Origin of the sequence: Desulforhopalus sp. (genome assembly GCA_030247675.1) — a bacterium.
Taxonomy (GTDB): Bacteria; Desulfobacterota; Desulfobulbia; order Desulfobulbales; family Desulfocapsaceae; genus Desulforhopalus_A.
In genome coordinates, this window is record JAOTRX010000002.1 from 1,258,978 (window position 1) to 1,284,446 (window position 25,469).

The window sequence follows — 25,469 nt, forward strand, 5'->3', positions numbered from 1 at the left end:
GGGCCGAATACTATACTGTAGAGCAAAAATGGGGCCAAATCGCGCAGATGGAAGAGATGGTGCGATGTCGGCAGGTTGGCGGTATACGTTAGGTGAGGCGGCGGGGGTGGGTGGGGCGAAAATGACTCGAAAAGGATTGGGTTGTTTGTCCTATTGTCCTGGTATTACGATACAAATGAGGAGAATCTTGAAAAATACTCAAGATGGGTAAAATATTACTCGTTTGGTTGGTTGAGAAGATTGAGAGAGCGCATTTTCAAGTATAAAGTTTTCCGTTCGATACCAAGGATCTGGGCGACACGGGTGCGATTCCATCGACAGGCCTGGAGGTGACGGAGGAGAAGCTCCCGCTCAAAGCGTTTGGTCTCTTCGCGAAGCGACAAAGAACCATCACCGCTTGCCGGCGATGGCCGAACTTGGTCAGATGTTTCGGAACTGCTCTTCCTGCCTGGAAATTCAAGGATATGCATATTGACATAGCGCTGGATGGTGTTTTCAAGTTCCCGAACATTTCCGGGCCAATCATGGTTGACCAGCATTTCAATGGCATGGCCATGCAGGAGAGGTGGGCTGCTGTCCTGGGAATACTTTTGTAGAAAATGTTCGACAAGCAAGGGGATGTCTTCCCGGCGCTTGCGTAAAGGCGGGATGGTGATCGGGATGATGTGGATCCGGTAAAAAAAATCTTCCCGCATCCGCCCGCTTTCCAGTAAAGCCCTGAGATTCTGATGGGTTGCGGCGATGATCCGGACGTCTGCCTGGAGGGTCTGCAGGCCACCAAGAGGGGTGTAGCCATTGCTCTCCAATACACGCAAGAGCTTGACTTGCATCGCCTCATCCAGCTCACCGAGCTCATCGAGAAAGAGCGTTCCCCGGTCGGCACGATCAAAAAACCCGGGCTTGTCCTTTTCCGCCCCGGTAAACGCGCCTTTCCGGTAACCAAAGAACTCGCTTTCCATCAGGCCGGCCGGAATGGCTGCGCAATTGACGGGCACGAAGGCCTGTTTGGCGCGGTCGCTCATCTCATGGATGGCTTTGGCTACCAATTCCTTACCAGTGCCGGACTCACCGTAGAGAATAACATTGGCATGGGTGGCCGCAGCGCGGAGGATGAGTTCGTACACCTTCTGCATTGCCTGGCTCTTGCCGATGATTGCGCCAAACCTGTACCGGTCGCCAATGGTTTCCCGGAGGCGGAGGTTCTCTTTCACCAGATAACTTTCCCGTTCCTTGAGGGCTTCTTCGGCGGTCTTTCGTTCATGAATATCGATGATGACCGTTTGTTTCTGGGCTATTTGATTTTCTTCCTGGTAAACGGGTGAGCTGACCGCGTAGTACCAGCGTCCATTGCGGGGATTGCGGAATTCATACTTGACGGTTTGTCCGTCGAAGACCTTGGTATTGTCACACCAGGTGCAAGGGCTGTCGAGGGCGTAAAGCCGTTTGTAGCAAGGCATCTCCTCGGATTGAAAGGCCTCGGAATCCTTTTGTTTGCGGTTCATGAACAGCAATCGGTGATCGCTGGAGGAGATATACAGAAAACCTTCAAAGGCCTCAAGAATGCCGCTGAGGCGGGAGGTGCTTTCAAGGAGAAAACGGCGGGTGCTTTTGAGCGAGGTGATATCCAGGAGGGAAGCGACGCTCGCCTCCGAGCCGGAGATCATGTTCACCCGTAAAAACACATCCTTAAATGCGCCGCCTTTATCTTTCAGGGTGAATTCATATTCAATGGGGGCCTTGGAGTTTCCTTGCCGACGAGCTACGTGATACCGAAGCATCTTGTCCAGATCTTCGGCCTTGGCGATAAAGGCCGGCCATTGCATCTTCCCTTCAATCTCCTCCTTGCTGTACCCGGTGAGGGCGACGAAACGTTCATTGGCCAAGGAGACGGTGGTGTCGTTTTCGATGATGATAGTGGCGGTACCGGTATTTTCGAAGACGCTGCGGTACCGCTCGGCGCTTTCTTGCAGGGCGTGCTCAATGTCCTTCAAGTCAAGAGGGGTGTTTGTCATGTTATCTCTTTGGTCGACCTGGCGGGTTTGGTCTTTCGTCTCCTTCCCGAAGCTTGTAGAGGAAGGCTAGATAGTTGGCTGCCTCCGGGCTCTCTTCAGGAGGTGCCCAGGTCGCAAAGTCCTTGTCGGTGCTTACTTCATAAGGGCCTGGTTTTACCTCGAAAATAACTGTGTCGATGCTCAGGGCGAGAAAGGTGTGATACACCCCGGGCTCACAGTCAAATCCAAAATTATCGGTGCCTGCGGCGATCGTCAGTTCCTCTTGTACCTCTCCGGATGGGGTGAAAACAATACATAAAATCGCACCCCGCAAAACAATGATTGTTTCCGGCTTTGGCGGATACAGGTGACGATGGGGGCGAATATAGCTCTGCGGCTGAATGGCGTTGAGCATCCGGTGCAGGGGAGCCTCCGGGCCCTTATGCAGGGGGAGTAGAATGCGTTTGCGGGGGCTGAGCCGCGAAGCCTGGACCACCTGGTCGATCAGGGCGGCACTGAGGAGGGTAGTCTGGCCGGTCGGGGCTTTGAGGGCTTTGGGATGTGTTGCCATGGTGCACCTGGGAGAGAAAAAGGACAGTCTGTTCAACGAGAGACCCTGCCGGTTGCCGGCCGGAAAGGTCTCGGTTCACTCCCTCATGGAGTTGATACCCTGGTCTTTGAGGAAATTGTCAATGAGCAGGCGGGAAATGGAGATCTTCGAGGGCAGAACCGGTAAATCGGCCGCTGAGAACCATCCGGCATCCTCAATTTCTTTGTTGTCGACATGGATATCGCCGCTTTTATAGGTAGTGGCAAACCCAATCATCAGCGAGTGGGGAAAGGGCCAGGGCTGACTAGCGACATAGCGAATATTGTCGACAAAGACACCGACCTCCTCAAATACTTCCCTGTAGACCGCCTCTTCAAGGGTCTCTCCAGGTTCGACGAAACCGGCCAGGGTGCTGTACATTCCTGCCGAAAAACGCGGCGAACGGGCGAGAAGGATGCGATCGCCACGGATCACCGACATAATCACGGCGGGGGAAAGTCTTGGGTAGCTGACAAAAATGCAGTTCGGGCAGTGCCGCGCAAGCTCGGTTTGCTTGTCGACCATGGGCGTACCGCATTTTCCGCAGAATTGGTGCTCCCGGTGCCAATGGATGATCTGGATTGCCCGGCCAGCGAGACAGAAGATATCCTCATCGAGCTCGCCGAAGAGACTCCGGAGGTCGCGGAATTCCATGTTCGGCGGGGCGATTGCTTCGTTGTCGAGGGTCGCGACAAAACAGTCGGCACCGGCGTAGCTGCCAAGATACCGGGAAAATACCGGTTTTAGACCAAATTCTTCCGGCCCCCTGGGAGAGATTGCCGGCGGTCGCCGGTCGGTCAGCTCTACAAGGAGCTTATTTCTGGCGAAGATGAACCAGCAGGCGGACGCTCCGAGGTGGGGAACGGCACCGGCGATAAAGGCATGTTTCAGGGCGAAAGGGGATAGATTTTTCATGAACCCCTGGGGCTGTTGGTGTGGTATGGAACAGGAATTCCGCATTTTTTATGCCAAGTTGATTACTTGTTGATGTATTGCCATTCCGATGGTAAAAAGTCAAGGAGTGCAGGTGAAAATATCTGTGATTTGCCGCAGTTAGTTCCCTGGCTGTTTTTTTGGTGGACAAACTTGTTTGGATTCCCGCGAGTTGCAGGGAAGGAAATGGTCTTGGGAGCTCTGACGAGGGCTGATTTCTATGGGGGAAGGACGTGAAAATACTGATTGCCGAAGATGAATTTACCACCCGGATGATGGTGCAGGTCTGCCTTGAAAACTGGGGCTACCGGGTTGAAAGTGTGACTAATGGCAATGATGCTTGGGCCGCACTGCAAAAACCGGATGCACCTCATATCGCCATTCTCGATTGGGAAATGCCCGAGCTTGATGGTGTTGAAGTATGCCGGCGGGTGAAGGAAATGGATGTGATCAGTCCCCCGTATATCATCCTGTTAACCTCCCGGGACAGCAAGATTGACATTGTCAGGGGCTTTGATGCCGGTGCCGACGACTACATGACCAAGCCCTTCAACGACAATGAACTGCGGGCGAGGGTACGAGTCGCCGAGCGATTGGTGCGTACCCAGTCTTCCCTGGCGGAGTCGGTGGCTGAGCTGAAAGAGGCCCTGAATCAGGTGGAGATGCTTGAGAATGGCGTCGAGATCTGTGGTGATTGCCACAAGATCCTCAGCCCCTACGATGGGGATTGGCATGGTTTTCGCGATGTTCTGGAAAATGGCGCCGATCCCCGGTTCATTGTCACTACCTGCCCGGCCTGCGCCCAGAAATAGTGCTTCCATCTGCTGCCTCCCCACCCGGGGAGGCAGCAGACGCGGGGAGGCAGGTGCGGTTTTTTACATTCCCACCGCGAACATCGCTTCCAGGTCGTGTTGGGAATAGGCCTTGAAGGCCAGCATCGTCTCGGTCTTTTTGATCGCTTGAACGGCCTGCATCTTTTTGGTGACGAGGTTGGCCAGCTCATCGTTATTGGCAACTCGGACTATGGCCACCAGGTCGAAGTTGCCGCTCACCGAGTACACCTCGGAGATACCGGGGATAGCCTGCAGCTGTTCAGCGACTTCATTTATCTTTGTCCGTTCCACATTCATCAGAATTATCGATGTAACCATTGGTTCTCCATAATATTTTTTAAAACTATGCGCTATTGCAAGGTGGCCTGACCGTACGGCAATCCCTTATCCTGGTGGTATGTTTTGGTTGTTTGTATTTTATCGTTGGTAACTATCTGCTATCCCTTTGCCGACGTCTGTCTTGAAAAGTTGTCTTTCCCGAGAAGATCATCGGGCATAGACCACCAGGCAATGGTCTTCTCCCGCCAGTTCCTCATCAATAATAGCCGAGATAATGTGCCAGTCGCCACCTGCAAGCCCCGCTCCGAGTTTTGGGTAGCCGATGCGTTTGCCGGCAAAGGTTTTTTTTATGCCAGCGAAAAGTTGGCGAACGGCATCGTAATCAACCAGGACATCGGCGCCGTGGAAATGAAACTGGCTGTAGCCGTTGACAATAGTGATTTCCCAGTTGTTGCGGGTAACCGTGGCCGAGCTGAAGCTGCCGAGTTTGTTGCGGTCTCCTTTTGCGGTGACCAGATCGGCGGCGTAGGCCTCGGGGAACTCTTCCTGGATTACCCGGGCTATGCCGCCGCCCATCGTGCAGAAACAGTTGCATCCATGGACAATGACGTCAAAATGCCCATCAAGGGCCAGGCTAATAAGGTCTCCTTCTACTGTCTTCATAGCGTTTCTCTCTGTTGCGTCGAGGTCTATTTCCTGAGAACTATGGGGTCTTTTTACCGGCGCCACTCAGACGGACCATTGCAGCGAGGTCCTGGTAGCTCTGGGCGCCCACCAGACGGTGCTGTCCCATGACAAAGGTCGGTACGGCGGTAATGCCTCTTAACCGGGATTCCTGCCAATCTCTGTCAACCTGTTCCTTGTAAGGGCGCTCAGCAAGGACGCGTGCCGCTTCCGATTCCGGCAAACCTACGTCCCTGGCAATTTTCACCAACACCTTGCTGTCGCCGATATTCAGACCATGGGCGAAATAGGCCTTAAAGGTGGCCAGATGGAAGGTCTCACCCCGGCCCTTGGCGGCAGCCCACATCCCCAGTTCCTGGGCCAGCCTGCTGTTGAAGGTTTTTTCTCGCGGCCCGAAGGGCAGGCCGAGTTCAGTGGCTTTGGCCTGTAAGTTTTGAAGTATCCCGGCAATTTTCTCCGGGCTTGTCCGGAAAAGATCGACAAGGGATTGGCCCTCTTCCGGAACCTCGGGGTGGAGGGGAAAAGCCCGCCAACGGACAGTAATAGCAAATTCCTGCTGCAGTCTTTCAATACGCCCGGTAATGAAATAGCACCAAGGTCAGATATAATCGGAAAAAATTTCTAATTCCATAAGCAGGTCCCTCCGCATTGCATGAAAAGAGCTGGCGGCTTGGATTGAAGGGAGAAAGACACCTTCTTGCCGCAACAGCAATGTGCACAACCGTAATGATTCTTCCTGTTAAAATCAAGACAGTGATCGCCGCTGTCGTCGGCCGGCCCAGCAACAGAACAACGCCTTGCCGGTTAGGCGTTTTACCGGGCCGTCAGGTACGCAAGAACCGTCGCCATCAAAGTATTGACTGCTTGGTACTGTGAGGAGGAAGCCCCGAGGATGGTTGCCTCTGTCTGGATATATTCTGCCTCCACCAACTCTTCACGGCAATGGGACACCAATTCTTTGGCCGATTCCGGAGTGGTCTCCAGGTGAAACTGCAGGCCGATCACCGATTGGCCAAGCTGAAATGCCTGGTTGGTGCAGGCGGCACTTCTCGCTAAAAGCTGCCCGCCGGGCGGCAGGTCAAAGGTTTCACCGTGCCAGTGAAAAACCTTTATCGCTGGTGGAAAGGCAAAACAGCCTTTGCCAGGCCCTGTGACCCCTTCGACAGTAAGCCAGCCTATCTCTTTGTGCCGGTTTTTATAAATAGGGCTGCCCATGGCGCTGGCGATAAGCTGGGCGCCGAGGCAGATACCGAGCACCGCCTTGTTGGCATCGATACATTGCCTGATAAACTGCTTTTCGTCTCGCAGCCAGGGCAGTTCGTGCTCGTCGTTGACACTCATCGGACCGCCCATGACGATGAGCAGATCCACATCGTGCGGATCCGGCAAGCTGATGGATTGATAAAACTTTGTGGCTGTTTGGCTGTAGCCGGCGGCATCAAGCCAAGGGGCGATGCTGCCAAGGCCTTCAAAAGGGACGTGTTGTAATGAATGGGCTCGCATAGTGCACCAAATATCATGGAGGAAGATGGACTGAGCGCTTACGGTGAGAATAAAGTTGAGTTGAGCGGCGCCTGTTCAAGCGAAACATTAACTAATACCATAAAAACAATGGGATAGGCAAGGCAGTTGGAAGAATATTTTGTTATTATTTCTTGCCGGCAGGGGGGCAATGGCGGCAATGTCGGTCCTGTTCGGCAGTCTCCTACACTGCTACCCGTTTAGCGAGCAGCGACCAGACACCGGCAATGGCAAGGAGCGTTCCGCCGAGGAGGTTAAACCGTCGCCTGGTACGCGGCGATTCGAGCAGGCGGCGGGCCGCAGCAGCAAAGATTGCATAACTCGCGGCGTTGATTGTGGCGAGGATGACAAAGGTTGCCGCAAGGAGCCAGATCTGGGTGGCAACCCTGTCGGTATGATTAATGAACTGCGGCAGAAAGGCGACAAAGAAGATGATGCCTTTGGGATTCAAGGCGGTAATCAGGTAGGTATTGGCAAAGAGCCTCCATGGTGAGGAAGGAGGGGCCGGGGTGATACGGCCTGCGGCGGAGACAGTACCGGCTCGTAGCAGCTTGCCACCGAGATACAGCAGATACAGACCGCCGACGAGCTTGATAATGGTAAACCAGAGGGCCGAGGCGGCGAGCAGGGCGCCCAGTCCGAGCAGGGAAAACAGCAGGGCGGTGGAGTCGCCCAAGGCGACAGCGGCAACAAGCGGGAGCTTGGCTTTGGGCCCATGAGCCACCGAATAACTGATGACGGTCAGGATGGTTGGCCCCGGTATCACCAGAAGAATCGTCGAGGCGGTAACAAAGGCCAGCCACATTTCAAAGGCCATAAAGGGACTCCTCAGCAGCTCTTCCTGCCATGCCGAGATAAAAAGGCATCGAGCTGATTGGCAAAATTTTGCCGGTCACTTTTACTTTGTGCCGCCGGGCCACCGGTATCTACGCCACTTGCGCGCAGGGCGTCCATGAAGTCGCGCATTTGCAGGCGCGCCCTGATAGTATCCGGCAGATAAAGCTCACCCCGGGGATTGAGGGCATGCCCGCCTTTCTCAAGAACCGCTGCCGCCAGGGGGATGTCACCGGTGATAACAAGGTCGCCGGCGGTGAGTCGTTTAACGATCTCGTTGTCGGCAACATCAAATCCGGGCGCTACTCGAAGAAAACCTATCCACGGCGAGGGCGGCACCTTAAGAGGTTGATTGGCGATCAGGGTCAACTGTATCCGGGTGCGCTCGGCAGCTCTGAATAAAATTTCCTTCATCGCCACCGGGCAGGCATCGGCGTCAACCCATATCTTCATTGCCTGTCACTCTTGCTGACAATTATTTCTTTCCACGAAAAATTGTGCGATGGAGAGGGGTGTGAGGGCAACGACCCTCTCCAGTATTCGCAATGTCGCGGGTTGAACGGGGAAGTCTTACTCGTAACCCTTGCCTTTACAGGTCGGGCAGACCTGGTCGGGGGTGCATTGGGTGTCGTTGGAAAGCTCACCGCCACTGCCGCGCCATTCCGAATTCACCTCGCAGACGCCTTCGATCATCTTTTTTCCTTGGCAGGTTGGACAGGGAGTAGGGTTATTTTTGGGGTTTTTGTCAGTCATGTAGTCCTCCTAAGAAAGGGTGTTGCTTCAATAAAACCGTTAACGATTTTGCCCCAGGATCTGTTGCGATGTATCTGTAAAAGCCAGCCATCGGCAGGAGAATGTTTGCCGTTAATCCGTAAGGTTCAAATAAAAATTGACTTGATTGCGCATTCTGTCAATGGCCGGCAATCAATTTACCTCCTACCGGTAACTTTTAACAGGATTTTCGCGGAATGATCTTCCGGCTCTTTTCTAGTCTCCTTGATCGTGGCAAAAGCTGGGAAGGGTAAGGCCATTCGTGGGTTACCAGTAATAGCTTGCCGATTCACCCAATTCCTGCTCGATCTCCAGCAGGCGGTTGTATTTGGCGATCCGTTCGCTGCGTGAGGCGGAGCCGGTTTTCAGTTGCCCGCCATCCATGGCCACGGCAAAGTCGGCAAGGAAGGTGTCCTCGGTTTCTCCCGAGCGGTGGGAGATGAAGTATCGCCAGCCGGCGTCGCGGCACATCCGCACCGCGTCAATGCTTTCGGAAACCGTGCCGATCTGGTTGAGCTTGATCAGCACTGAATTAGCGGTAGCCTCTTCAATGCCCCGGGCGATGTACTGGGTATTGGTGACAAAGATATCGTCGCCGACGATGTCGATCTCATCGCCGACCCGGGCGGTGAGCTTTTTAAAACCGTCCCAGTCGTTTTCGGCCAGCGGGTCTTCCCAGGAGACGATGGGGTATTTGTCCACCCACCTTACCGCCATCTCGATGAGATCGGCGGAGCTCATCTTGCCGCCGCCCGACCATTTCAGGTCGTATTCGCTGGTGAGATTGGTAGAAAAAGAACTGGCGGCACTATCGAGGGAGATGGCGATGTCCTGGCCGGGTACGTAACCGGCCTTGTCGATCGCCTCCATGATGACATCCATGACCTCTTCGTTGCTGGCGAGATTGGGGGCAAAACCGCCCTCGTCGCCGACACTTGTCGCCATACCCCGGCTCTTTAGTATCTTTTTCAGGATATGAAAGGTTTCGGCGATGTAGCGCAGGCCTTCCCGGAAGGTCGGGGCACCGACCGGCACTGCCATGAACTCCTGGATATCGACGCTGTTGTCGGCGTGGGCACCGCCGTTGATGATATTCATCGCCGGCACCGGGATCCTTCTGGCCCCGGCGCCGCCGAGATAGCGGTACAGCGGCAGTCTGCATGAGGCCGCGGCCGCCCTGGCAACCGCCATGGACACGCCGAGGATGGCATTGGCGCCGAGGTTCGACTTGTTGACGGTGCCGTCGAGTTCGAGCATTGCCTGGTCGATTGCCACCTGCTGGATCGCCGACATGCCCAGCAGGGCCGGACCGATGATGGTGTTGACGTTGTCCACCGCCTTGAGGACACCCTTGCCGAGGTAGCGGTCTTTATCGCCATCGCGCAGTTCAATGGCCTCGTTTTCACCGGTGCTGGCGCCGGAGGGAACGGATGCGGAACTGGAGGTGCCGTCTTCCAGTTCGACAAACACCCGAACGGTCGGATTGCCACGGGAATCAAGGATCTCCATGCCACGAACAGCTGCAATTGTGTCTTTCATGGTGCGTACCCCCAGTTTTTGCAAAGGTTGACTATCTCTGCCGCTGATTCCAGGCCGGCGGTTGATGTTTATCAGCCAATATAAGGCCAGGTGCGGCATCTGACAATGGCGGTTGTAGAGTATGAAGGCATGGGGATCCTGACTCCGGGACTATAAAACAGTTGCATTGGCCGGGGGGAAAGTGTAGTAAACGAGTTTTGCCCGGATGACTATTGTCGGTGGCTTCGTCGATATTTCATGACAAATACTAGGCGCAGTGTTCGGCGTGGTGTGCGGAAGGGTTTCTGCCGCCCCCATATCAGTCGCTCTCCGGGATTTTGACCGCAGCTCGCAGGAAGGGACATCCTTCCGCATCCCAGTCCATCCATTACACCTCAGGAGTCTCTCGTGAGTGTCGACAACCAGCTTACACCGGCAGAGCCGGGCAAAAGGAAGATTCTCATACTGAAAGCGCTGTTTGCCGTTTTCGTCTGTTTACTTGCCTGTGGCTTGTATTTTCACTTCTATATCAATACCGCCTATGTCGAGGTGGAACTGACGGTTGAGAAAAAGACCGATTTCAAGATTTATTACGCAGAACCCGGTAAACCCTACTCGGAAAAACTAATGTCCTGGCTTATCGTCAATCCGGAACGTAAGCAGTATAGCGCTTTCCTTACCGATCTCGGGAAAATTGAACGGTTGCGCATCGATACCCACGCCTACGAAGGGGAGGCGACGCTCAAAAGACTCGTTATTCGCCAGGAGGGTTTTGCGCCGCTGGTTTTCGAAACTGCCGAACAGTTCGGCAAATTAGTGCCCATGCATGAGATTGGCGATTTCCGTTTTGCTGATAACGGCTTCCTCGTTCAGACAAGCGGAAAAGACGGCCAGTTCGAGTTGGTGCTGGCCGCCGAGCGCCAGGGCTTGAATATTCTCTGGGTTCTTGTCCGGCTGGCGGTGATAAGTGCCATCGTCCTCTGTGTCCTCTACTGCGCCGCGCCGCTCGCCACCAATCTGCGCTTTGTCCCGGTGCTGCTCTTTGGCGTCTGGATGCTGATTATTGTCATGGCCGGCATCAGCAAGGAAAATGTTCACCCCGACGAGTACGTGCATACCACGGCAACCGCCTACTATCAGGATCATTGGATGCCGCCGGTGATTGAAGATCCGGCGATCCGCAATACCTTCAGTGCCTACGGGGTGTCGCGGTTGAACTTCGGCGAGATCTATTATCTCTTTTCCGGCAAGGCCCATCAATTTTTTCAGGCGTTCAACTTCCCGAATTATCTGTCTTTCCGGATGTTCAACGTCCTTCTCTTCGGGCTTATTGTCCTATACACGATACGTAACCGTTATGCCCGGATGGTGGCACTGCCCTTTCTCATTTCGGCGCAGATCTGGTATATTTTCAGCTATTGCGCCTCGGATTGTTTTGCCCTGTTTTTTGCCTTTCTTGCCGCCTGTGAGCTGGTCGATCCCGACAGCCTGCTGCACCGCTATCTCAAGGCTGACAGCTGGGGCATCAAGATTTTCGGTGCACTGGGCCTGGGCCTGCTTCTTGGCATAGTCTTTCTTCTGAAGAAGAACTATCTGCCCTTTGTGGCCTTTTTCTATATGGTCATTTTGATCAAGATTTTTTTCACCGACGAATTTTTCTGGGAGAAGCGGACGGTGGTTGTGCGTTTATTGGTGATCACCTGTCTTGGGCTTTGCGTCTACGGGAGCCGGGTTGGTCTTGATTACTATGTCAATGGCTTTGATCGCCAGGAGAAAATAGAGCGTCTCCGGGAAGAGATGGCCGACCACCTGTTTAAACCGAGCACCGAATTGCACAAGAAACAGCTGTCACTGTACCGCAAGGCGCGCGGGGTGACCTTTGAACGGGCGATCATTGTTGATCGCTGGTTTGAAAAGACATTTCGCAGCACCTTTGGTGTGTTCGGGTACTTTACCGTCTCCGGGACGCCGCTCTATTACGATATGGTACGCTGGTCGGGAGTGATTTTACTATTGTTTTTCTTTGCGGCGATCTTTCGTGGCGGAGGATTGGTCGGCAGCGGCCTGGCGGTTTCCGGACTGGGGATTTCGGTGGCCTTGATACTGGCTGCCCTGTATCAATCCTGGACGGTGGATTTCCAGCCCCAGGGAAGGTACCTTTTCCCGATCATTCCGATCCTCGGTGCCCTGTATGGACTGAATTATGCCGCTGTGCACCGTGGGCTTTTAATCCTTTGTCTGACTCCGATGTTTCTTCTCGGGGTGTACGGATTTATCTTCGAGGCCTTGATGCGCATCCCCAAAATCGTTTTCCTGTAAGGGGTATGGCGGCGGATGCGTGGCCGGCAAGGGTGATATGACGCGACGAAGACCGGGTCTTTGGAAACGAGACCGGAGTAATTTGATCAATACTTGAGTAGAGAAATGGCGGAAGAATTTTTAAAAGTCGATAAGGTTCCTTTAGCTGAGCAACTTCACACGGGAGGAGGTTCGGTATTTACCAAATATAAAAACAAGACCGTGGGCGATATGTCCTTGCTGCGGTTTTGCCTGTATGAGTGTTTCTGTATGTTTCTGGCCAATCTCGGCGGTGCCCTCGGCTACGTCTTGCGCAAGAAGGCGGCAAAATATCTCTTTAAGTCGGTTGGCCCTGGGCTCATACTAGGCCGAGGTTTGGTTGTCAGGCACCCCGGCAGAGTGTCTTTTGGTACCAATGTCGCCGTTGATGATGCTGTATTTATAGAGGCATGCGGCAGCGGTGAAACCGGGGTACAGTTGCGGGATGGGGTAGTTCTATCGCGTAATTGCATTGTCTTGGGGAAAAATGGTTATATCGTACTTGGCGAACGGGTTGATGTCGGTTTCAATTGTGTCTTTGCCTCGGTGAGTGGCATTACCATCGGCGCCTCGACCATTGTCGCCGGGAACTGTTATATCGGCGGTGGCCGGTATCACCATGACCGCCTTCATCTGCCGATCATGGATCAGGGGGCGTATTCGCGGGGCGAGATTGTCGTCGGTGAAAACAGTTGGATTGGTGCTGGAGCCATTATCCTCGACGGGGTCAAGCTCGGCAAAGGAGTGATAGTCGGTGCCGGGGCGGTGGTGACCAAGGATGCACCCGATTATGCGGTGCTGGTCGGATCACCGGCACGGACTCTTCGGATTCGCGATGGCAAAAAAGACAGTGATGGCTAAAAAGCTGATGCGCATACCCAATGGCCTGGTGGCGATATTTTTATTGATTGCCGGTTTGCAGCCTGCCTTTGCAGCGGGGGCGGACCGGATCGGCGCTTGGACCGGTGGCCATACCCGCGTAGTGTGGCTGCAGGACCACGGCAACGGTTCCGACACCCTGGCGACCGGCAAGAATCTCATGCTCTACGGTCTCGATTCCCGTGATGGCCGGGGCGAGCGGCCGCTTCTTCCTGAAAAGTCGAATTATTTCCGACCCATTCTCACTCCTGACGGCAAGCAGGTCATCGTCAGCAATCGTCTGACCCGACAAATGCAGCTCGTTGATTGGGATACCGGCAAGGTCGTGGCGCTTGGTGACGGCGTTGCCGTGGCGGTGTGGAACGATCCGAAGCCCAGTCGCTTCCTCGGCCGCATCACCACCTGGGTGTATTGTTTTGTCGGATTGGAGCCGGAGAATAAGTACGGCACCTCCCAATCTCTGTACCGATTTCCCCTGGATAATCCAAAGAAAAAGGAATTGATCTGGAACAAGTCCAATCTTGCCTGGGATAACATCCAGCTTTCCCGCGATGGTCAGGTGCTGGGCGGGCTTTTTCCCTGGCCGGACGGAGGGGTGCTATGGACCAGGGACAAGCGCTGGCAGCGCCTTGGTAAGGGCTGCTGGACCAGCCTCAGTCCCGATAACTCGAAACTGCTCTGGATCTTTGACGGCCTGCACCGCAATGTCCAGGTCTATGATGTTGCCGCCGGTAAGGATTGGCAGGTCAATATCAATGGTGCTCCCGGCATTGGCGGGTTTGAGGTGTATCATCCGCGCTGGAGCAACCATCCCCGCTATTTCGTTATCACCGGTCCCTACGAGAAGGGCGAAGGCGGCAACAGGATCGGCGGCGGCGGCGAAAAGGTGGAGATTCATATCGGCCGTTTTGACGAAGGGGCCAAAAAAGTCGAGGATTGGCTGAAGGTTACCGATAATGATCGCGCCGATTTTTATCCGGATCTGTGGATCGAGGGCGGAGAAACGGCGCAGCTGGTCGAGGCCCTGTCGTCCCAGAATAGCGGAGATGGCGCAGGCCTAACGACCAGCTGGCCTGCCGGCCGGGAAAACCTGGTCTTCGTCTGGGAAAACATGAAGGCCGCCAACCAGCTTGACGAGAAAAGTCCCGTGGGCTTTTTTCAATGTAATATTCAGCTGCGTGGCCGGGCGCTTTTTAGCAGAGATCTGCAGCTTAACACCGCCGGTGGTTTTGGAGAAACCGGGGAGGCGGCAAAGAAGATCTTTACGGCTTTATCCCGGAGCGGGCAGGCGAGCATCGAAGTGATGCTGCATACCGCAGGTGGCCAGCGGGGGAGCATCCTGGCGTTTACCGGCAGCGGGAAATCCCGGTTTGAGCTTTACCAGGACGGGGCGGCCCTGCAGGCCCGTTCGGCCACCAGCGGCGCCACGGCCTCCTGGCCGGGATTTCCCGCTGCCGGTAAACCGTTGCATCTAACGGCAAACATCAGCGGCCAAGACCTGGAGGTGTTCGCCGATGGGGTGAGCCTGGGTAAGAAGGCCTTGCCGTTCGATTTTTCCGGCAACGCTTGCGACAATGTGATCCTTGGCGATGAGAAAGGGGCTCTCCAGGCACGTCTTTCGAATTTTGCCGTGTATAATCGCCTGCTGACCCCGGCGGAGATTGCCGTCAACAGCCGCCTGGCCCACCAGCAGCAGGGCAAGACCCCGGCGGTGGCAAGGCTGGTGGTCGAAGCCACCCTGCAGGACACGACGGAAATCCCCTCGCCGGAGGCAATCGGTGCCTACCAGCGGGCCTTGGTCGTCAATACCTACACGGTCAGCAAGGTGGTCAAGGGGACATACAGCGACAGCCGGATACTGGTCGCTGAATGGGCGATTCTTGACCGTAAAATCATTAAATCCTACCAAACTCCCGCCCTGCCGGAACAGCTCGTCCTGGAGAAATTTGCCGATAATCCGCAGCTGGAAGGCGAACGGCAGATGATGGACGTTTTTGAGCCGGACCTTGAGATGTACTACCGGTTGCCGGAGGCCTTATAACAGTAAAGGCCCCTAGCTTTCAGGCTCTTTACGGAGTGCGATCTCCAGTATTTGCGCCCTGGCCGCGCACCCCTCCCGCATCAATAGGTAGTTCCCAGGCGGCGGCGGATTTTATATCCCAATAAGTCCCAAAGATAACGGAGAAAGCCGATCTCCCCGCTGCTCATGTGCAGGCGGAAAATGTGGGTGTAGCCTTTGAACACCCGGTAGATTACACTGAACAGAAAGTTGTTCGGCCATCTGATCAGATGCCGGGAAAGCTTGCGAATCCACGGAAATTCAATGGCAAGGGCAAAGAATTTGTGCAGGTTTTCGAATTCGCGCTTGGTCATGCCGGTATTGATGGGCGACTCGACCTGGTAGGAGGCGTGCTGCTCATGCGCCGGATCAAGATAGCCCCTTTCAATGCACAGGGTATGCATTTCGGTACGCGGATAGGGTTGGAAAATGGACACCCAGGCATAAGCAGGCTTGACTTGGGTGTTGACCTCGATGGTCTGGTAGGCGTCGTCGATGGTCTCCTCGGGGAGGCCGACCATATTTTGGGTCATGATCGAGATGTCGTATTTGTGGAACAGCCGCGCTGCCCCGACAATCTGTTCGTTGGACATATTGCGTTTTAAGAGAGTCTTGCGCAGGTGTTCGTTGCCACTTTCCACCCCCATGGCGATTGTGATGCAATTGGCCTCTTTCAGGCATTGCACTATCTCTTCATCGATCAGATTGGCCCGGACGTAGCAAATCATCGGCAGGCCGACGCGCTTTTTGTATTCTACCGAGAACTCCTTCAGCCAGGCCCTGTTCATGATGAACAGATCGTCATGGAAGTACACGATGTTCAACGGATATTCAGCGCGCACTTCCTCCAGTTCCCGGATCACGTTGTCAACACTGCGGATGCGGCAGTATTGCCCGCCTCCGGCCTCTTCACGATACAGTCTTTTGAGCATGTGGTTGAAGCAGTAGGTGCAATCATAGGGGCAGCCTCGGCTTGCCAGGAAATGTTTGACGCTGCTGTGTTTGTAGGCATAGTATTTGAGAAATGCCGAGCGGTTGGGGAAGGGCAGGCTGTCGAGGTCCTGAATCAGCGGCCGCATTGGATTGCGGTAAATCTGTCCGCCTTTTTTCACCCACAGGTTCCGGATACCGGTATAATCACCGCCGTCCCGCAATCTGTCCAGGAGTTCAACCAAGGCCTCGTCGCCCTCTCCTCGGCAAATGATATCGACGTCCTCCTGCTCGATAATTTCCGGGAAAAAGGTGGGGTGCGGTCCGCCGAGGATGGCGATGAACCGGCAATGGCGGCGAAGCCGTTTGATGAGCTCCAGATAGTATTTCTCTGAACCACTGGTAATTGAGAAGCCTATGATATCAGGCTGGTATTCACGAATTGCCCGGAACAGGTTCTTTTCCAGGTTGGTGAGGAAGAGGTCGGCGTCATGGCCATGTTTCTTGACATTGGCAATGAGACACATGATACCCATCGGGTCGGTGATATCCAGGGATGCTGTCTTGTACACAAAGAGGCATTTCATTGCGCCAACTTCCTTAAAAGGTTGTTTTCTCGTGTAAGGCCGGGCAGAACCGTGCGGCGGTTCCGCTGAAAATATGTTTCTGAGATTTGCTGGGAGAGGGGAGTCAGCTACACTTTCTTGTTGACGATGTCAGCTGTTGCCCCTCCCTCTGAAAGGGAGGGCGCACGGTCAAAAGACAGCCGCTCGCAAAACTGGCGCATAGTTGGGCTTTCTTTGGTATCTCCAGTCTTTGGCGACCAGTTTTCCGGGGCTATGGTGCTTCCACCACTGCAAACGGCTGCGGGGGGTGTTGTGGAAAAGCTAGCAGAAGCAGTGGAGAAGCATTCCTTCGCACGTGGAATCATTGAGGAATTTTAAACACTCGATCCCAGCCGGCAAGGGAATGAAAAATGACCAGCTCCGGAGTTTTCTTTTAAGACTGTCAAGATCAACAAAAAGGACCTCTCCCTTGGTTACGATCTCCTGCCGCCGGTGATGGGAAATGCACTGGCGAAGGTCTTCCAGTAAACCTTTTTCGTAGTCATTTTCTGCGGCCTGATTTTCAATCAAATCCATTATTGCCACTTCCAGAGATGTCACGCTGGTGCCGGTCGGAATAGAGAGCAAAAAACGGGCAGGCGCAATCTCGACCAGGCGCAACCAGGGGACGCTCTCTAGGCATCGACAGGGACCAATAACAATCATCCCGGCATCATTGGAAATTTTTATGATTTCAACCCGTTTCTGGTGGTGCAGGCTGGTCTCGGTCATTCCCTCGACACACTTGACTATCGCCTTGCCCCGGTCACCATCCACTTTCTCAAGCTCGCAGAGGATGCGAAAAGGCAGCGTCACCGTTATTGGGCTGCTCGGTTCATCGTATTTCGGGGGACGTCCCACCGTCATGGTTTTCTTTGTCATTTCCATAGACCCTCATATAATATTAACATAGAAAATATGCAATACAGTTAATTTTCCCGTTAAAAACACCCTGGATAGATATTGTCGACACCTTTTCTTGGTATGTCATCTTTTCAAGTGTAAAGCATATAGCCTCCGGCAGCAAATACTCGGCAAACGAGCGGTGCGATATATTTCTCGCCCCGGTTCAGCGGAGCATGGTCCGGCGGTGGCACGGTAATTTCCTAAAAAAGCAATTCGAATGCCCCGTTTTCACGGAGGATATTCAGGCCAATCAGCCAGAGCACCAGGCCGCCGGCTATTTCCGCCCAGGTGCTCAGCCAGGTCAGGCGGGCGACTTGCTTACCGAGGTGGAGTCCGGTAATGGTGAAGAGGCCGGCAACGATGCCGATAAGGATTGCCGGGGTGATGATCGACACCTGGAGCATCGACATCGACAGGCCGACCGCCAGGGCATCGATACTTGTGGCAACGGACAACATGACCAAGGTGACGCCTTTCGTGGAATCCTTCCGCACCTTTGGTTCCTCTTCATCCTCGTCGGTCTCGATGGCCTCCTTCAACATATTGCTGCCGACCAGGGCGAGCAGCACGAAGGCTACCCAATGGGCGTAGGCCTCCATATAGCCATGCACCGAGCTGCCAAGGCCCCAACCGATAATCGGCATAAGGGCCTGGAAAAGACCGAAATGCCAGGATAACCGGAAGGTCTGCCGCAGGCTTACCTGCTTGAGACTGACGCCGGTGGAGATGGCCACGGCAAAGGCGTCCATGGCCAGGGCCACGGCTATCCCGAGGATTGTGAGAAGATTCATGAAAGGGATCCGGTTGGGGTTGCAGAGAAAGTCCCTCTTTACCAGAAAGGATATACAAGGACAAGGTCAAAGCCCCATCGCCCAAGGCCTGATGCAGCCGATTGGTGTTGCCAAAGTCCCGTGGAAAAGCTAGCTTCATCGCCATGAGTTTTCAGCGGCGACAAAACCGTCCTTCTGTCTGTTTGAACTCTTTGGGGGCGAGGGATTTGATCAGCAGTGCATTAAGCGGCTAACACATGCGGCCGATTTTCTGCAGTCCCCGGTATCCTTGCACAAAAAATGGCCACCATGGCAGCCGGTCAACAGATTAGGGAAACAAAGACGATGAAGCATGACAGGATGCCACCGCCGCCCGGTTTTTTACAAACCGCTGTATTTACCTGCGCTATCCTGCTCTCGGCCTTCCTACTGTTTTGGTCCCAACCGCTCTTTGCCAGAATGATTTTACCGATTCTTGGCGGCGCGGCTGCGGTGTGGACAACCAGCATGCTGTTCTTCCAGCTAAGTCTGCTTGCCGGGTACCTGTACGCCCACTGCAGCAGCAGATATCTGGCGGTACGTCAGCAGATTCTGCTCCACCTTGTTCTTCTTCTCGCGGCTGGCGGTACTCTGCCTTTTTATATCAACGGCAACCGCGCGGGGACACTGATTCCCGTGGATTTTCCGGCCTTTGGGGTCCTCTCTTTGGCGGCGCTCACCGTCGGCCCGCCCTTTTTTGCCGTGTCGGCGACGGCACCGATGCTGCAGCGCTGGTTTTCCAGGACCAGCCACCGGCACCGTGAGAATCCCTATTTCTTGTATGCCGCCAGCAACCTCGGCAGCATGGCCGCCCTGATCGTGTTTCCGGTCGCCCTTGAACCGCTCCTTGGGGTAGAGCGGCAAACCATGATCTGGGCATTTGGCTATTTTGTCCTGTTTTGGCTGCTGCTGGTGACTGGCCTTGTCACCCTGCGCGGCCAGGCGCTGGGCTCCGGCGCGGGGATGTATCAATCTGCCGCGGCACTTGTCTTGCCTGCCGGAAAGATATCTGCAACGCAGCGCCTTTCCTGGATTTTTCTGGCCTTCCTGCCTTCCAGCATGATGCTTGGTCTTACCAGCCATGTGACGGTGGACATTGCCCCGGTGTCGATGTTCTGGGTCCTCCCCCTGGCCATCTATCTTCTTTCCTTTGTCCTCGTCTTCTCGCGATTCAAGACTTTTGTTCCCAACAGGTTGCTGGCGGCAATCATAGTCCTTTGCACTGTTGTGCTTCTGGGTATGAAGTTTACCGGTAACGATCGTACCCTGAGTACAGCCGAACTTGCCGTTCTGCTGCACCTCACCTTGTTTTTCTCCTCCGCCTGGTTGCTGCATGGCTACTTGAGCAGCAACCGGCCTCCTCCTGCACAGCTTACCGAATACTATCTGTGGCTGGCATTCGGCGGCATGCTGGGCGGGCTTTTTAACGCCTTGCTGGCACCGGTGATCTTTAGTCAGATATATGAGTATTTCGTTGTAGTTCTGGCGGTTTTCAGTATTGCCTCGCAGGTATTGGTGGGCAGGCCGCGACAAGCAGCCGCGTCGAGTGGGCCGCAGCCTGCCGGAATGGTAATGGTCTTTCTGGTGCTGCTCTGCGTCTTTGTCGTGGCCGATGTTGTGCTGCGGCGCCCTATCACCCCGGAAACACAGCGGGGCTTTGCGGCCGGGTCGGTCGTCTTGATAATCGTTGCCGGGGGCCTGGCCTTTCGCAGGCCGAAGGGAAGCACGATTGGCCTTGCCCTCTTGGTATTTACCTTTGGACTCATCGGTAATTATCTTGTTCTTACCGTGGGCCATGGCAATCTCTTGTTAGACCGGACGTTTTACGGGGCCTTTAAGGTGAGGTTGAAAAAGGATCGCGATGGAACGCCGTATCACCTTTTTATTCATGGCAGCACCAGGCATAACCTGCAGCGGTTTGGCGACGATCCTTTGGTAAATCAGGAGCCTTTGATGTATTTTCATCGGCAGGCAAATATCGGCCATGCGCTGACCGCGCTGAAGAGCCATTTAGCCAGACCTATGCACTTGGGCTTTGTCGGCCTGGGCGCTGGTGCAATGGCTGCCTACGTAGATTACGGCGACACCGCCACCTTCTACGAGATTGACCCAAAGGTGGCGGCGATGGCCGGCGATAGACGCTATTTCACCTATGTGGGCGATGCCCGAGGCAAAATTGGAATTACCGTCGGTGATGCCCGGCTGCGGCTGCAGCAATCGGCTGACGCCTCCTATGACCTGCTGCTGATCGATGCCTTTGCCAGCGATGCCATACCCGTCCATCTGCTCACCGCCGAGGCTGTGGCGATGTATCTGCGGAAAATAAAGGACGATGGGATGTTGCTCTTTCACCTCAGCAATAGATACCTTGATTTGGTCCGAGTGCTGCAGGGTTTGGTGTTGCCAGACGGTTATGTGCTATGCTACGCCTCGCAGACCGATGTCGACAGGCCCGCTGGACTAAGTGGGCGCATTCCAGGCATCTTCAGCCATAGCCAGGTGGCATTGATAGCAAGAGAAAGTGCCCTGCCCGCGGAGATTACCGACGCACCGAGGTGGCGCAGGCTCGGCCATGACCCGGATTTCTCGCCGTGGACGGATGATTTTTCCAATGTCTTTGGGGTGTTGAGGATTTTCTAGCAGGTATCTCACGATGTACTGGGCAGGATATTGAAGCTGGCCTCCCGGAAGGCCCACCGCTAAACAGCGAACGGCGCCTGCTACTGATGGTGAAGGTTTGGGCGAGGCGAAATTTTCTTGAAGGACCGAAAGAAAAAGTTTAGGCTAAGGGGCCGTTTGCCGCCTCCTGGAGGATGGCGCCATAGGGCCATCTTAGCGGCCCCAGCGCAGTATCATTGTGCTCCACCCCTTTCACGTGCCCGGTCATTCCTGAATGGTTTTTTCTTCCCATATTTTTCTCTTTTATTTCCTGCCGCTCAGCTTGCTTGCCTATTATTGCATGCCGAGGAGGGGAAAGAATGTCCTGATGACCGCCATCAGCTATATCTTTTACGGCTGGTCCAACCCGCTGTTTACCCTTTTAATGTTTGTCTCCACCCTGATCGACTATTGCTGTGGTCTGATCATCGGTTTGGCCCCGGCGGACAACATCCGGCGAAAGAAGGCAGGGGTTGCGGTGGCGATTTGCAGCAACTTGTCTTTGCTGGCTTTTTTCAAATATACCGGCTTTGCCATGGAGAGCTACAATCAGCTCTTTCTGCTCCTTGGCATCGATGGCTTTGATCCGGTGCCGGTACTGCATTTTCTCCTGCCGCTTGGCATCAGCTTTTATACCTTTCAGTCGATGAGCTACAGCATCGATGTCTACCGCGGTGACGCCGTCTGTATTCGCAACTTTCTCGATTTCGCCTGTTTTGTGTCGATGTTTCCGCAACTCGTCGCCGGACCGATCATCCGTTTTCAGGAGGTCGCCGACCAGTTGGCGAGCCGGACGCATACCTTTGAAAAATTCGCCCGGGGGGTAGCCTTTTTCAGCCTCGGCATGGCCAAGAAGGTGTTGCTCGCCAATTCCTGCGGCAAGATCGCCGATACCGCCTTTGCCGCCGGGTCTTTGCACTGGCTCGACAGCTGGTTCGGTATCGTCGCCTACAGTTTTCAGATCTATTTCGACTTCAGCGGCTATTCCGATATGGCCATTGGTCTTGGCCTGATGTTCGGCTTTGTCTTTGCCAAAAACTTTGATTCGCCGTATCGCTCGGCGTCGATCACCGAATTTTGGCAACGCTGGCATATCTCACTTTCCACCTGGCTGCGCGAGTACCTGTATATTCCCTTGGGTGGCAACCGCAAGGGCGCAGGGAGGACGGCAATAAACCTGGCCATCGTCATGCTCCTTGGTGGTCTGTGGCATGGCGCCTCGTGGAACTTTGTCTTCTGGGGAGCGATACACGGCCTCCTTCTCGGCAGTGAGCGGTTGTTTGGCAAGAAACCGTTTTATGCCATACTGCCAAAGGGACTGCGCGTTGCCGTAACCTTTGTGCTGGTGATGATCGCCTGGGTGTTTTTCCGGGCGGAAACCCTTGCCGGGGCAATCGCCTATCTCGGTTCGATGTTCGGTCTGGTGGCGGTTCCCAACGCCTCACTCCTTCTTGACGGCCTCCTCTATACCCCCTATTCCCTCCTCGCCATGGCCCTTGCCGCGCTAATAGTCTGGCGGGCGCCGCAGACCTGGGACTGGACGCGGCAGTTGGGGGCGGGCAAGGCCATCGTGGTGATTGTTGTCTTTGCCGGGACGGTTGCCGTGCTCAGTATGCAGTCCTATAATCCCTTCATCTATTTCAATTTTTAAGGGCATGAGATGAAGAGACCAAATAGAGAAGAAATTGCCTGGCAGGAAATCGGCACGACGGCCATCAGCCGGTCGATGGCGATAATCCTTTCCGCCTTTTTTCTGGCGGCGATTTTTGCTGTGCCGCTCGGTCAGTATGGGTACAGCAAGCGGCATGGCACCGCTGTTACCTTTTCCCCTAAAGACCTTAGGACTGAAGGAAAGGATCAATCCGCCTTTGCCCTGATCAATGCCCGGAATAAGGGGGTCTTAGAGGCTATCAACAAGCTGGAAACCACCCTAGAAGAGGAAAGCCTGCTGCGCAAGGTCTTCCTGCCGCCATTGCAATATGTCCTGCTGCGCTTTCTCGGCAAAGGCAATGATAAGGCCATTCCCGGTCGGGATGGCTGGCTGCATTTCGCCCCGGCCCTTGACTATCTCAGCGGCCCGCCCTTTCTTCATCCGAAGCAATTGCTGGTGCGAGCGACCTCCCATAAACTCTGGGAGGCTCCGGTGCAACCGGATCCACCCACGGCGATCATCGCCTTTAAAGATGAGCTGGCGGCCAGGGGAATCAAACTCCTCGTCGTCCCGGTACCGGTAAAGGCGGCGGTCCAGCCCGACAAGATCTCCGGCCGACCGGTGCCTTCGCCCCTTGCCAACCGGTCGTATCAGCCCTTTGTCCAGGCGCTGGAAAAGAGCGGTGTACAGGTCTTTGATCCCCGGCCGGTTCTTGCCGGGTATGCCCTGCAGCACGGCAATGCTTATCTGGCAACCGACACCCACTGGCTGCCCGGAGCAATGCAGGCGGTTGCCGCCGAACTTGCCGGGGTGATCGGTAAAAATTTTCCGGAACTCTCCGACAGCGGTGCCTTTGTGGCCGAGTCGCAGCAGGTGCGGGGGCAGGGCGACATAGCCCGGATGCTGACCTTGCCGGAAAATGTCTCGTTATACCCCGAAGAGGAGGTGCAAATCCGCCAGATCCTCACCAGCCAGCAGGAGTTCTGGCAGCCCGACCGGGACGGACAGATTCTCCTTTTAGGCGATTCCTTCACCAATATCTACTCAACGGCGGGCCTCGGCTGGGGCGCCAGTGCCGGGCTCGCCGAGCAACTCAGCCATTTTCTCCAATCACCCATCGATCTGCTTGCCAGAAACGACAGCGGTGCCTATGTTACCAGGGAAATGCTCGCCGGGGAATTGGCCCGCGGCCGTGACCGCCTGGCTGGCAAGAAGCTGGTGATCTGGCAATTTGCCGAGAGGGAATTGGCCTTCGGCGATTGGCGACAGATACCTCTGCACCTCGGGGCGCCAAAGGAGAGTAGGTTCTTTGTGGCAGCCGCCGGCGAAAAGATCAAGGTAACCGGGACCGTCGGGGCGATCGCCAGGTCGCCGCGGCCAGGATCGGGACCGTACCGGGATAACATCCTCTCCCTGCATCTTATTGACATGCGCGGTGAGGACCGGGAGTTGCCGGCAGGGCAGGCCCTGGTCTACGGCTGGGGGATGCGCGATAACCAGCTTACGGCATTTGCCGCCCTCCGGCCCGGCGATACCGTTTCTCTCACCCTGGTGAACTGGGAAACGGTTGAGGGTGATTATGGCAGTTATCGTCGAACGCCGCTGGACGATCAAACACTTGAACTGGAAATACCAAACTGGGGATACTATTGATGAAAAGGCGCTTTACCATTTTGATTCTACTGGTCTTGGCGGTGGCCTCCATAGCCGCTGCGGCAAGCCCGACTTTTCGGGAGATTTGCCGGGAATATGCTGAAAAGAACGGCGCGGGCGGCGTTGTCACCGGTGCTGATGGCTGGATGTTTTTACGGGAAGAGCTGGAGCATCTTGGGGCCGGAAAATTTTGGGGAGAGGAGGCGGCAACCGCCTCCAGCGCAAAGGACAAGAATGCCGCCGATCCCCTGCCAGCCATAGAGGAATACAGCAAGCTTCTCGCCGAGCGGGGGATAACACTCTACCTTATGCCGGTGCCGCCGAAGGCCATGATCTATCCCCATAAACTGGCGGTGACCATCGAACCCAATGCTTCAGTGAAGGAGCTCGCTTTATACCGGGACTTTTATGGTGAGCTTGCGGCGCGTGGGGTGAAGGTTATCGACCTGCTGCCGAAACTTCTTGAAAACCGCGACAAGACGCCTCTTTATTGCCGCACCGACAGCCATTTCTCCGGCGCCGGCCTGGCCCTTTTTGCCGGTGCTGCCGCCGAGGCAATAAAGAAGGAAAGCTGGTATGGTGCTGTTGAAAAAATGCCTTTCACGAAAGCCACACGAACGGTGACAATTCACGGTGATCTTAACCAGATGGCCGGGGGGACCGGGCCGGAGGAAGCCGTCGAACTGGCGGTGGTGAGCGGCAAGGATGACGGCAAGCAGATAGAGGGTGCGATGAACAGCCCGGTTGTCCTGCTTGGCGACAGCCACACCCTGGTCTTCCAGGCCGGCGGTGATCTCCATGCAAAGGGTGCCGGCCTTTTCGATCATTTGTCCGCCGAGCTGGGCTTTGCCGTCGATCTCCTCGGTGTGCGCGGTTCAGGGGTCACCCCGGCGCGTATCAAGTTTTTTCAGAGGGCAAAGCAGGATGCCGACTATCTCAGCGGCAAAAAGGTGGTGATCTGGTGCTTTGCCGCCCGAGAATTCACCGGCAGCGGCGGCTGGAAGAAGATCCCGGTGGCACCCTAAGCGA

22 protein-coding genes are annotated in these 25,469 nt (G+C 55.0%); 8 read left to right on the forward strand and 14 right to left on the reverse strand.

The genetic code is table 11. The annotated features are described in order from the left end of the window. Positions 1-215: 215 nt before the first annotated feature. From OEL83_05520 to nudC, 3 genes are all read right to left on the reverse strand, one after another. The gene (locus tag OEL83_05520) at positions 216-2,012 is read right to left on the reverse strand and encodes a sigma 54-interacting transcriptional regulator (GenBank protein ID MDK9706491.1); all 1,797 of its coding nucleotides are present in this window, start codon (positions 2,010-2,012) and stop codon (positions 216-218) included. Between the two features lies 1 nt (position 2,013). Next, positions 2,014-2,562, reverse strand: a complete 549-nt coding sequence (locus tag OEL83_05525) for a WbuC family cupin fold metalloprotein (protein MDK9706492.1) — start codon at positions 2,560-2,562, stop codon at positions 2,014-2,016. A 75-nt stretch (positions 2,563-2,637) separates the two neighbouring features. Continuing rightward, the gene (gene nudC / locus OEL83_05530) at positions 2,638-3,495 is read right to left on the reverse strand and encodes an NAD(+) diphosphatase (GenBank protein MDK9706493.1); all 858 of its coding nucleotides are present in this window, start codon (positions 3,493-3,495) and stop codon (positions 2,638-2,640) included. Positions 3,496-3,746: 251 nt separating this feature from the next. Between nudC and OEL83_05535 the strand changes: the two genes are divergently transcribed. Continuing rightward, the gene (locus tag OEL83_05535; GenBank protein ID MDK9706494.1) at positions 3,747-4,325 is read left to right on the forward strand and encodes a response regulator transcription factor; all 579 of its coding nucleotides are present in this window, start codon (positions 3,747-3,749) and stop codon (positions 4,323-4,325) included. Between the two features lie 63 nt (positions 4,326-4,388). On the opposite strand, the gene OEL83_05540 is transcribed toward OEL83_05535, so the two are convergent. The 8 genes from OEL83_05540 to eno form a co-directional block, all read right to left on the reverse strand. Then, entirely contained in the window at positions 4,389-4,664 is a 276-nt protein-coding gene (locus tag OEL83_05540; GenBank protein ID MDK9706495.1) for an Lrp/AsnC ligand binding domain-containing protein, read from the reverse strand. Between the two features lie 168 nt (positions 4,665-4,832). Next, positions 4,833-5,288: a macro domain-containing protein gene (locus OEL83_05545; GenBank protein ID MDK9706496.1), complete on the reverse strand. Its 456-nt coding sequence runs from the start codon at positions 5,286-5,288 to the stop codon at positions 4,833-4,835. A 40-nt stretch (positions 5,289-5,328) separates the two neighbouring features. Then, entirely contained in the window at positions 5,329-5,892 is a 564-nt protein-coding gene (locus tag OEL83_05550; GenBank protein MDK9706497.1) for a DsbA family oxidoreductase, read from the reverse strand. Between the two features lie 230 nt (positions 5,893-6,122). Then, positions 6,123-6,812 carry a gamma-glutamyl-gamma-aminobutyrate hydrolase family protein gene (locus tag OEL83_05555; protein MDK9706498.1) on the reverse strand — a complete coding sequence of 230 codons (690 nt, stop codon included), beginning with the start codon at positions 6,810-6,812 and terminating at the stop codon, positions 6,123-6,125. Between the two features lie 202 nt (positions 6,813-7,014). Continuing rightward, the gene (locus tag OEL83_05560) at positions 7,015-7,647 is read right to left on the reverse strand and encodes a LysE family translocator (GenBank protein ID MDK9706499.1); all 633 of its coding nucleotides are present in this window, start codon (positions 7,645-7,647) and stop codon (positions 7,015-7,017) included. Positions 7,648-7,658: 11 nt separating this feature from the next. Then, positions 7,659-8,117, reverse strand: a complete 459-nt coding sequence (locus OEL83_05565) for a YaiI/YqxD family protein (GenBank protein MDK9706500.1) — start codon at positions 8,115-8,117, stop codon at positions 7,659-7,661. A gap of 117 nt (positions 8,118-8,234) precedes the next feature. Next, entirely contained in the window at positions 8,235-8,417 is a 183-nt protein-coding gene (locus tag OEL83_05570) for an ankyrin (protein ID MDK9706501.1), read from the reverse strand. Between the two features lie 285 nt (positions 8,418-8,702). Further along, positions 8,703-9,974, reverse strand: a complete 1,272-nt coding sequence (eno, locus tag OEL83_05575; protein ID MDK9706502.1) for a phosphopyruvate hydratase — start codon at positions 9,972-9,974, stop codon at positions 8,703-8,705. A gap of 387 nt (positions 9,975-10,361) precedes the next feature. On the opposite strand from eno, the gene OEL83_05580 reads away from it, so the two are divergent. The 3 genes from OEL83_05580 (at position 10,362) to OEL83_05590 (ending at position 15,210) form a co-directional block, all read left to right on the forward strand. Further along, entirely contained in the window at positions 10,362-12,272 is a 1,911-nt protein-coding gene (locus OEL83_05580; protein MDK9706503.1) for a hypothetical protein, read from the forward strand. A 105-nt stretch (positions 12,273-12,377) separates the two neighbouring features. After that, positions 12,378-13,151, forward strand: a complete 774-nt coding sequence (locus OEL83_05585; GenBank protein ID MDK9706504.1) for an acyltransferase — start codon at positions 12,378-12,380, stop codon at positions 13,149-13,151. After that, positions 13,126-15,210: a LamG domain-containing protein gene (locus OEL83_05590; GenBank protein MDK9706505.1), complete on the forward strand. Its 2,085-nt coding sequence runs from the start codon at positions 13,126-13,128 to the stop codon at positions 15,208-15,210. The genes OEL83_05585 and OEL83_05590 overlap by 26 nt, the downstream gene beginning before the upstream one ends. A gap of 80 nt (positions 15,211-15,290) precedes the next feature. On the opposite strand, the gene OEL83_05595 is transcribed toward OEL83_05590, so the two are convergent. The 3 genes from OEL83_05595 to OEL83_05605 form a co-directional block, all read right to left on the reverse strand. Then, the gene (locus tag OEL83_05595) at positions 15,291-16,745 is read right to left on the reverse strand and encodes a B12-binding domain-containing radical SAM protein (GenBank protein MDK9706506.1); all 1,455 of its coding nucleotides are present in this window, start codon (positions 16,743-16,745) and stop codon (positions 15,291-15,293) included. 300 nt (positions 16,746-17,045) lie between these two features. Further along, positions 17,046-17,651: a hypothetical protein gene (locus OEL83_05600; GenBank protein MDK9706507.1), complete on the reverse strand. Its 606-nt coding sequence runs from the start codon at positions 17,649-17,651 to the stop codon at positions 17,046-17,048. A gap of 218 nt (positions 17,652-17,869) precedes the next feature. Further along, entirely contained in the window at positions 17,870-18,460 is a 591-nt protein-coding gene (locus OEL83_05605; protein MDK9706508.1) for a manganese efflux pump MntP family protein, read from the reverse strand. 324 nt (positions 18,461-18,784) lie between these two features. Between OEL83_05605 and OEL83_05610 the strand changes: the two genes are divergently transcribed. The 4 genes from OEL83_05610 (at position 18,785) to OEL83_05625 (ending at position 25,465) form a co-directional block, all read left to right on the forward strand. Further along, complete coding sequence (locus OEL83_05610) at positions 18,785-21,118, forward strand: fused MFS/spermidine synthase (GenBank protein ID MDK9706509.1); 2,334 nt, start codon at positions 18,785-18,787, stop codon at positions 21,116-21,118. Positions 21,119-21,371: 253 nt separating this feature from the next. Beyond that, positions 21,372-22,787: an MBOAT family protein gene (locus OEL83_05615; protein MDK9706510.1), complete on the forward strand. Its 1,416-nt coding sequence runs from the start codon at positions 21,372-21,374 to the stop codon at positions 22,785-22,787. 9 nt (positions 22,788-22,796) lie between these two features. Next, positions 22,797-24,440: a hypothetical protein gene (locus OEL83_05620; protein MDK9706511.1), complete on the forward strand. Its 1,644-nt coding sequence runs from the start codon at positions 22,797-22,799 to the stop codon at positions 24,438-24,440. Then, positions 24,440-25,465, forward strand: coding sequence for a hypothetical protein (locus OEL83_05625; protein MDK9706512.1), 1,026 nt, complete (start codon positions 24,440-24,442; stop codon positions 25,463-25,465). The genes OEL83_05620 and OEL83_05625 overlap by 1 nt, the downstream gene beginning before the upstream one ends. Positions 25,466-25,469 lie beyond the last annotated feature (4 nt).

What these genes read in the sequence shown, in the direction of transcription:
- OEL83_05555 (MDK9706498.1), bottom strand. Translation starts at nt 6,812, where the DNA reads ATGCGAGCCCATTCATTACAACACGTCCCTTTTGAAGGCCTTGGCAGC.
- OEL83_05525 (MDK9706492.1), bottom strand. Translation starts at nt 2,562, where the DNA reads ATGGCAACACATCCCAAAGCCCTCAAAGCCCCGACCGGCCAGACTACC.
- OEL83_05605 (MDK9706508.1), bottom strand. Translation starts at nt 18,460, where the DNA reads ATGAATCTTCTCACAATCCTCGGGATAGCCGTGGCCCTGGCCATGGAC.
- OEL83_05590 (MDK9706505.1), top strand. Translation starts at nt 13,126, where the DNA reads ATGGCAAAAAAGACAGTGATGGCTAAAAAGCTGATGCGCATACCCAAT.
- OEL83_05520 (MDK9706491.1), bottom strand. Translation starts at nt 2,012, where the DNA reads ATGACAAACACCCCTCTTGACTTGAAGGACATTGAGCACGCCCTGCAA.
- OEL83_05545 (MDK9706496.1), bottom strand. Translation starts at nt 5,288, where the DNA reads ATGAAGACAGTAGAAGGAGACCTTATTAGCCTGGCCCTTGATGGGCAT.
- OEL83_05620 (MDK9706511.1), top strand. Translation starts at nt 22,797, where the DNA reads ATGAAGAGACCAAATAGAGAAGAAATTGCCTGGCAGGAAATCGGCACG.
- OEL83_05540 (MDK9706495.1), bottom strand. Translation starts at nt 4,664, where the DNA reads ATGGTTACATCGATAATTCTGATGAATGTGGAACGGACAAAGATAAAT.
- eno (MDK9706502.1), bottom strand. Translation starts at nt 9,974, where the DNA reads ATGAAAGACACAATTGCAGCTGTTCGTGGCATGGAGATCCTTGATTCC.
- OEL83_05570 (MDK9706501.1), bottom strand. Translation starts at nt 8,417, where the DNA reads ATGACTGACAAAAACCCCAAAAATAACCCTACTCCCTGTCCAACCTGC.
- OEL83_05625 (MDK9706512.1), top strand. Translation starts at nt 24,440, where the DNA reads ATGAAAAGGCGCTTTACCATTTTGATTCTACTGGTCTTGGCGGTGGCC.
- OEL83_05600 (MDK9706507.1), bottom strand. Translation starts at nt 17,651, where the DNA reads ATGGAAATGACAAAGAAAACCATGACGGTGGGACGTCCCCCGAAATAC.
- OEL83_05615 (MDK9706510.1), top strand. Translation starts at nt 21,372, where the DNA reads ATGGTTTTTTCTTCCCATATTTTTCTCTTTTATTTCCTGCCGCTCAGC.
- OEL83_05595 (MDK9706506.1), bottom strand. Translation starts at nt 16,745, where the DNA reads ATGAAATGCCTCTTTGTGTACAAGACAGCATCCCTGGATATCACCGAC.
- OEL83_05565 (MDK9706500.1), bottom strand. Translation starts at nt 8,117, where the DNA reads ATGAAGATATGGGTTGACGCCGATGCCTGCCCGGTGGCGATGAAGGAA.
- OEL83_05610 (MDK9706509.1), top strand. Translation starts at nt 18,785, where the DNA reads ATGAAGCATGACAGGATGCCACCGCCGCCCGGTTTTTTACAAACCGCT.
- nudC (MDK9706493.1), bottom strand. Translation starts at nt 3,495, where the DNA reads ATGAAAAATCTATCCCCTTTCGCCCTGAAACATGCCTTTATCGCCGGT.
- OEL83_05585 (MDK9706504.1), top strand. Translation starts at nt 12,378, where the DNA reads ATGGCGGAAGAATTTTTAAAAGTCGATAAGGTTCCTTTAGCTGAGCAA.
- OEL83_05560 (MDK9706499.1), bottom strand. Translation starts at nt 7,647, where the DNA reads ATGGCCTTTGAAATGTGGCTGGCCTTTGTTACCGCCTCGACGATTCTT.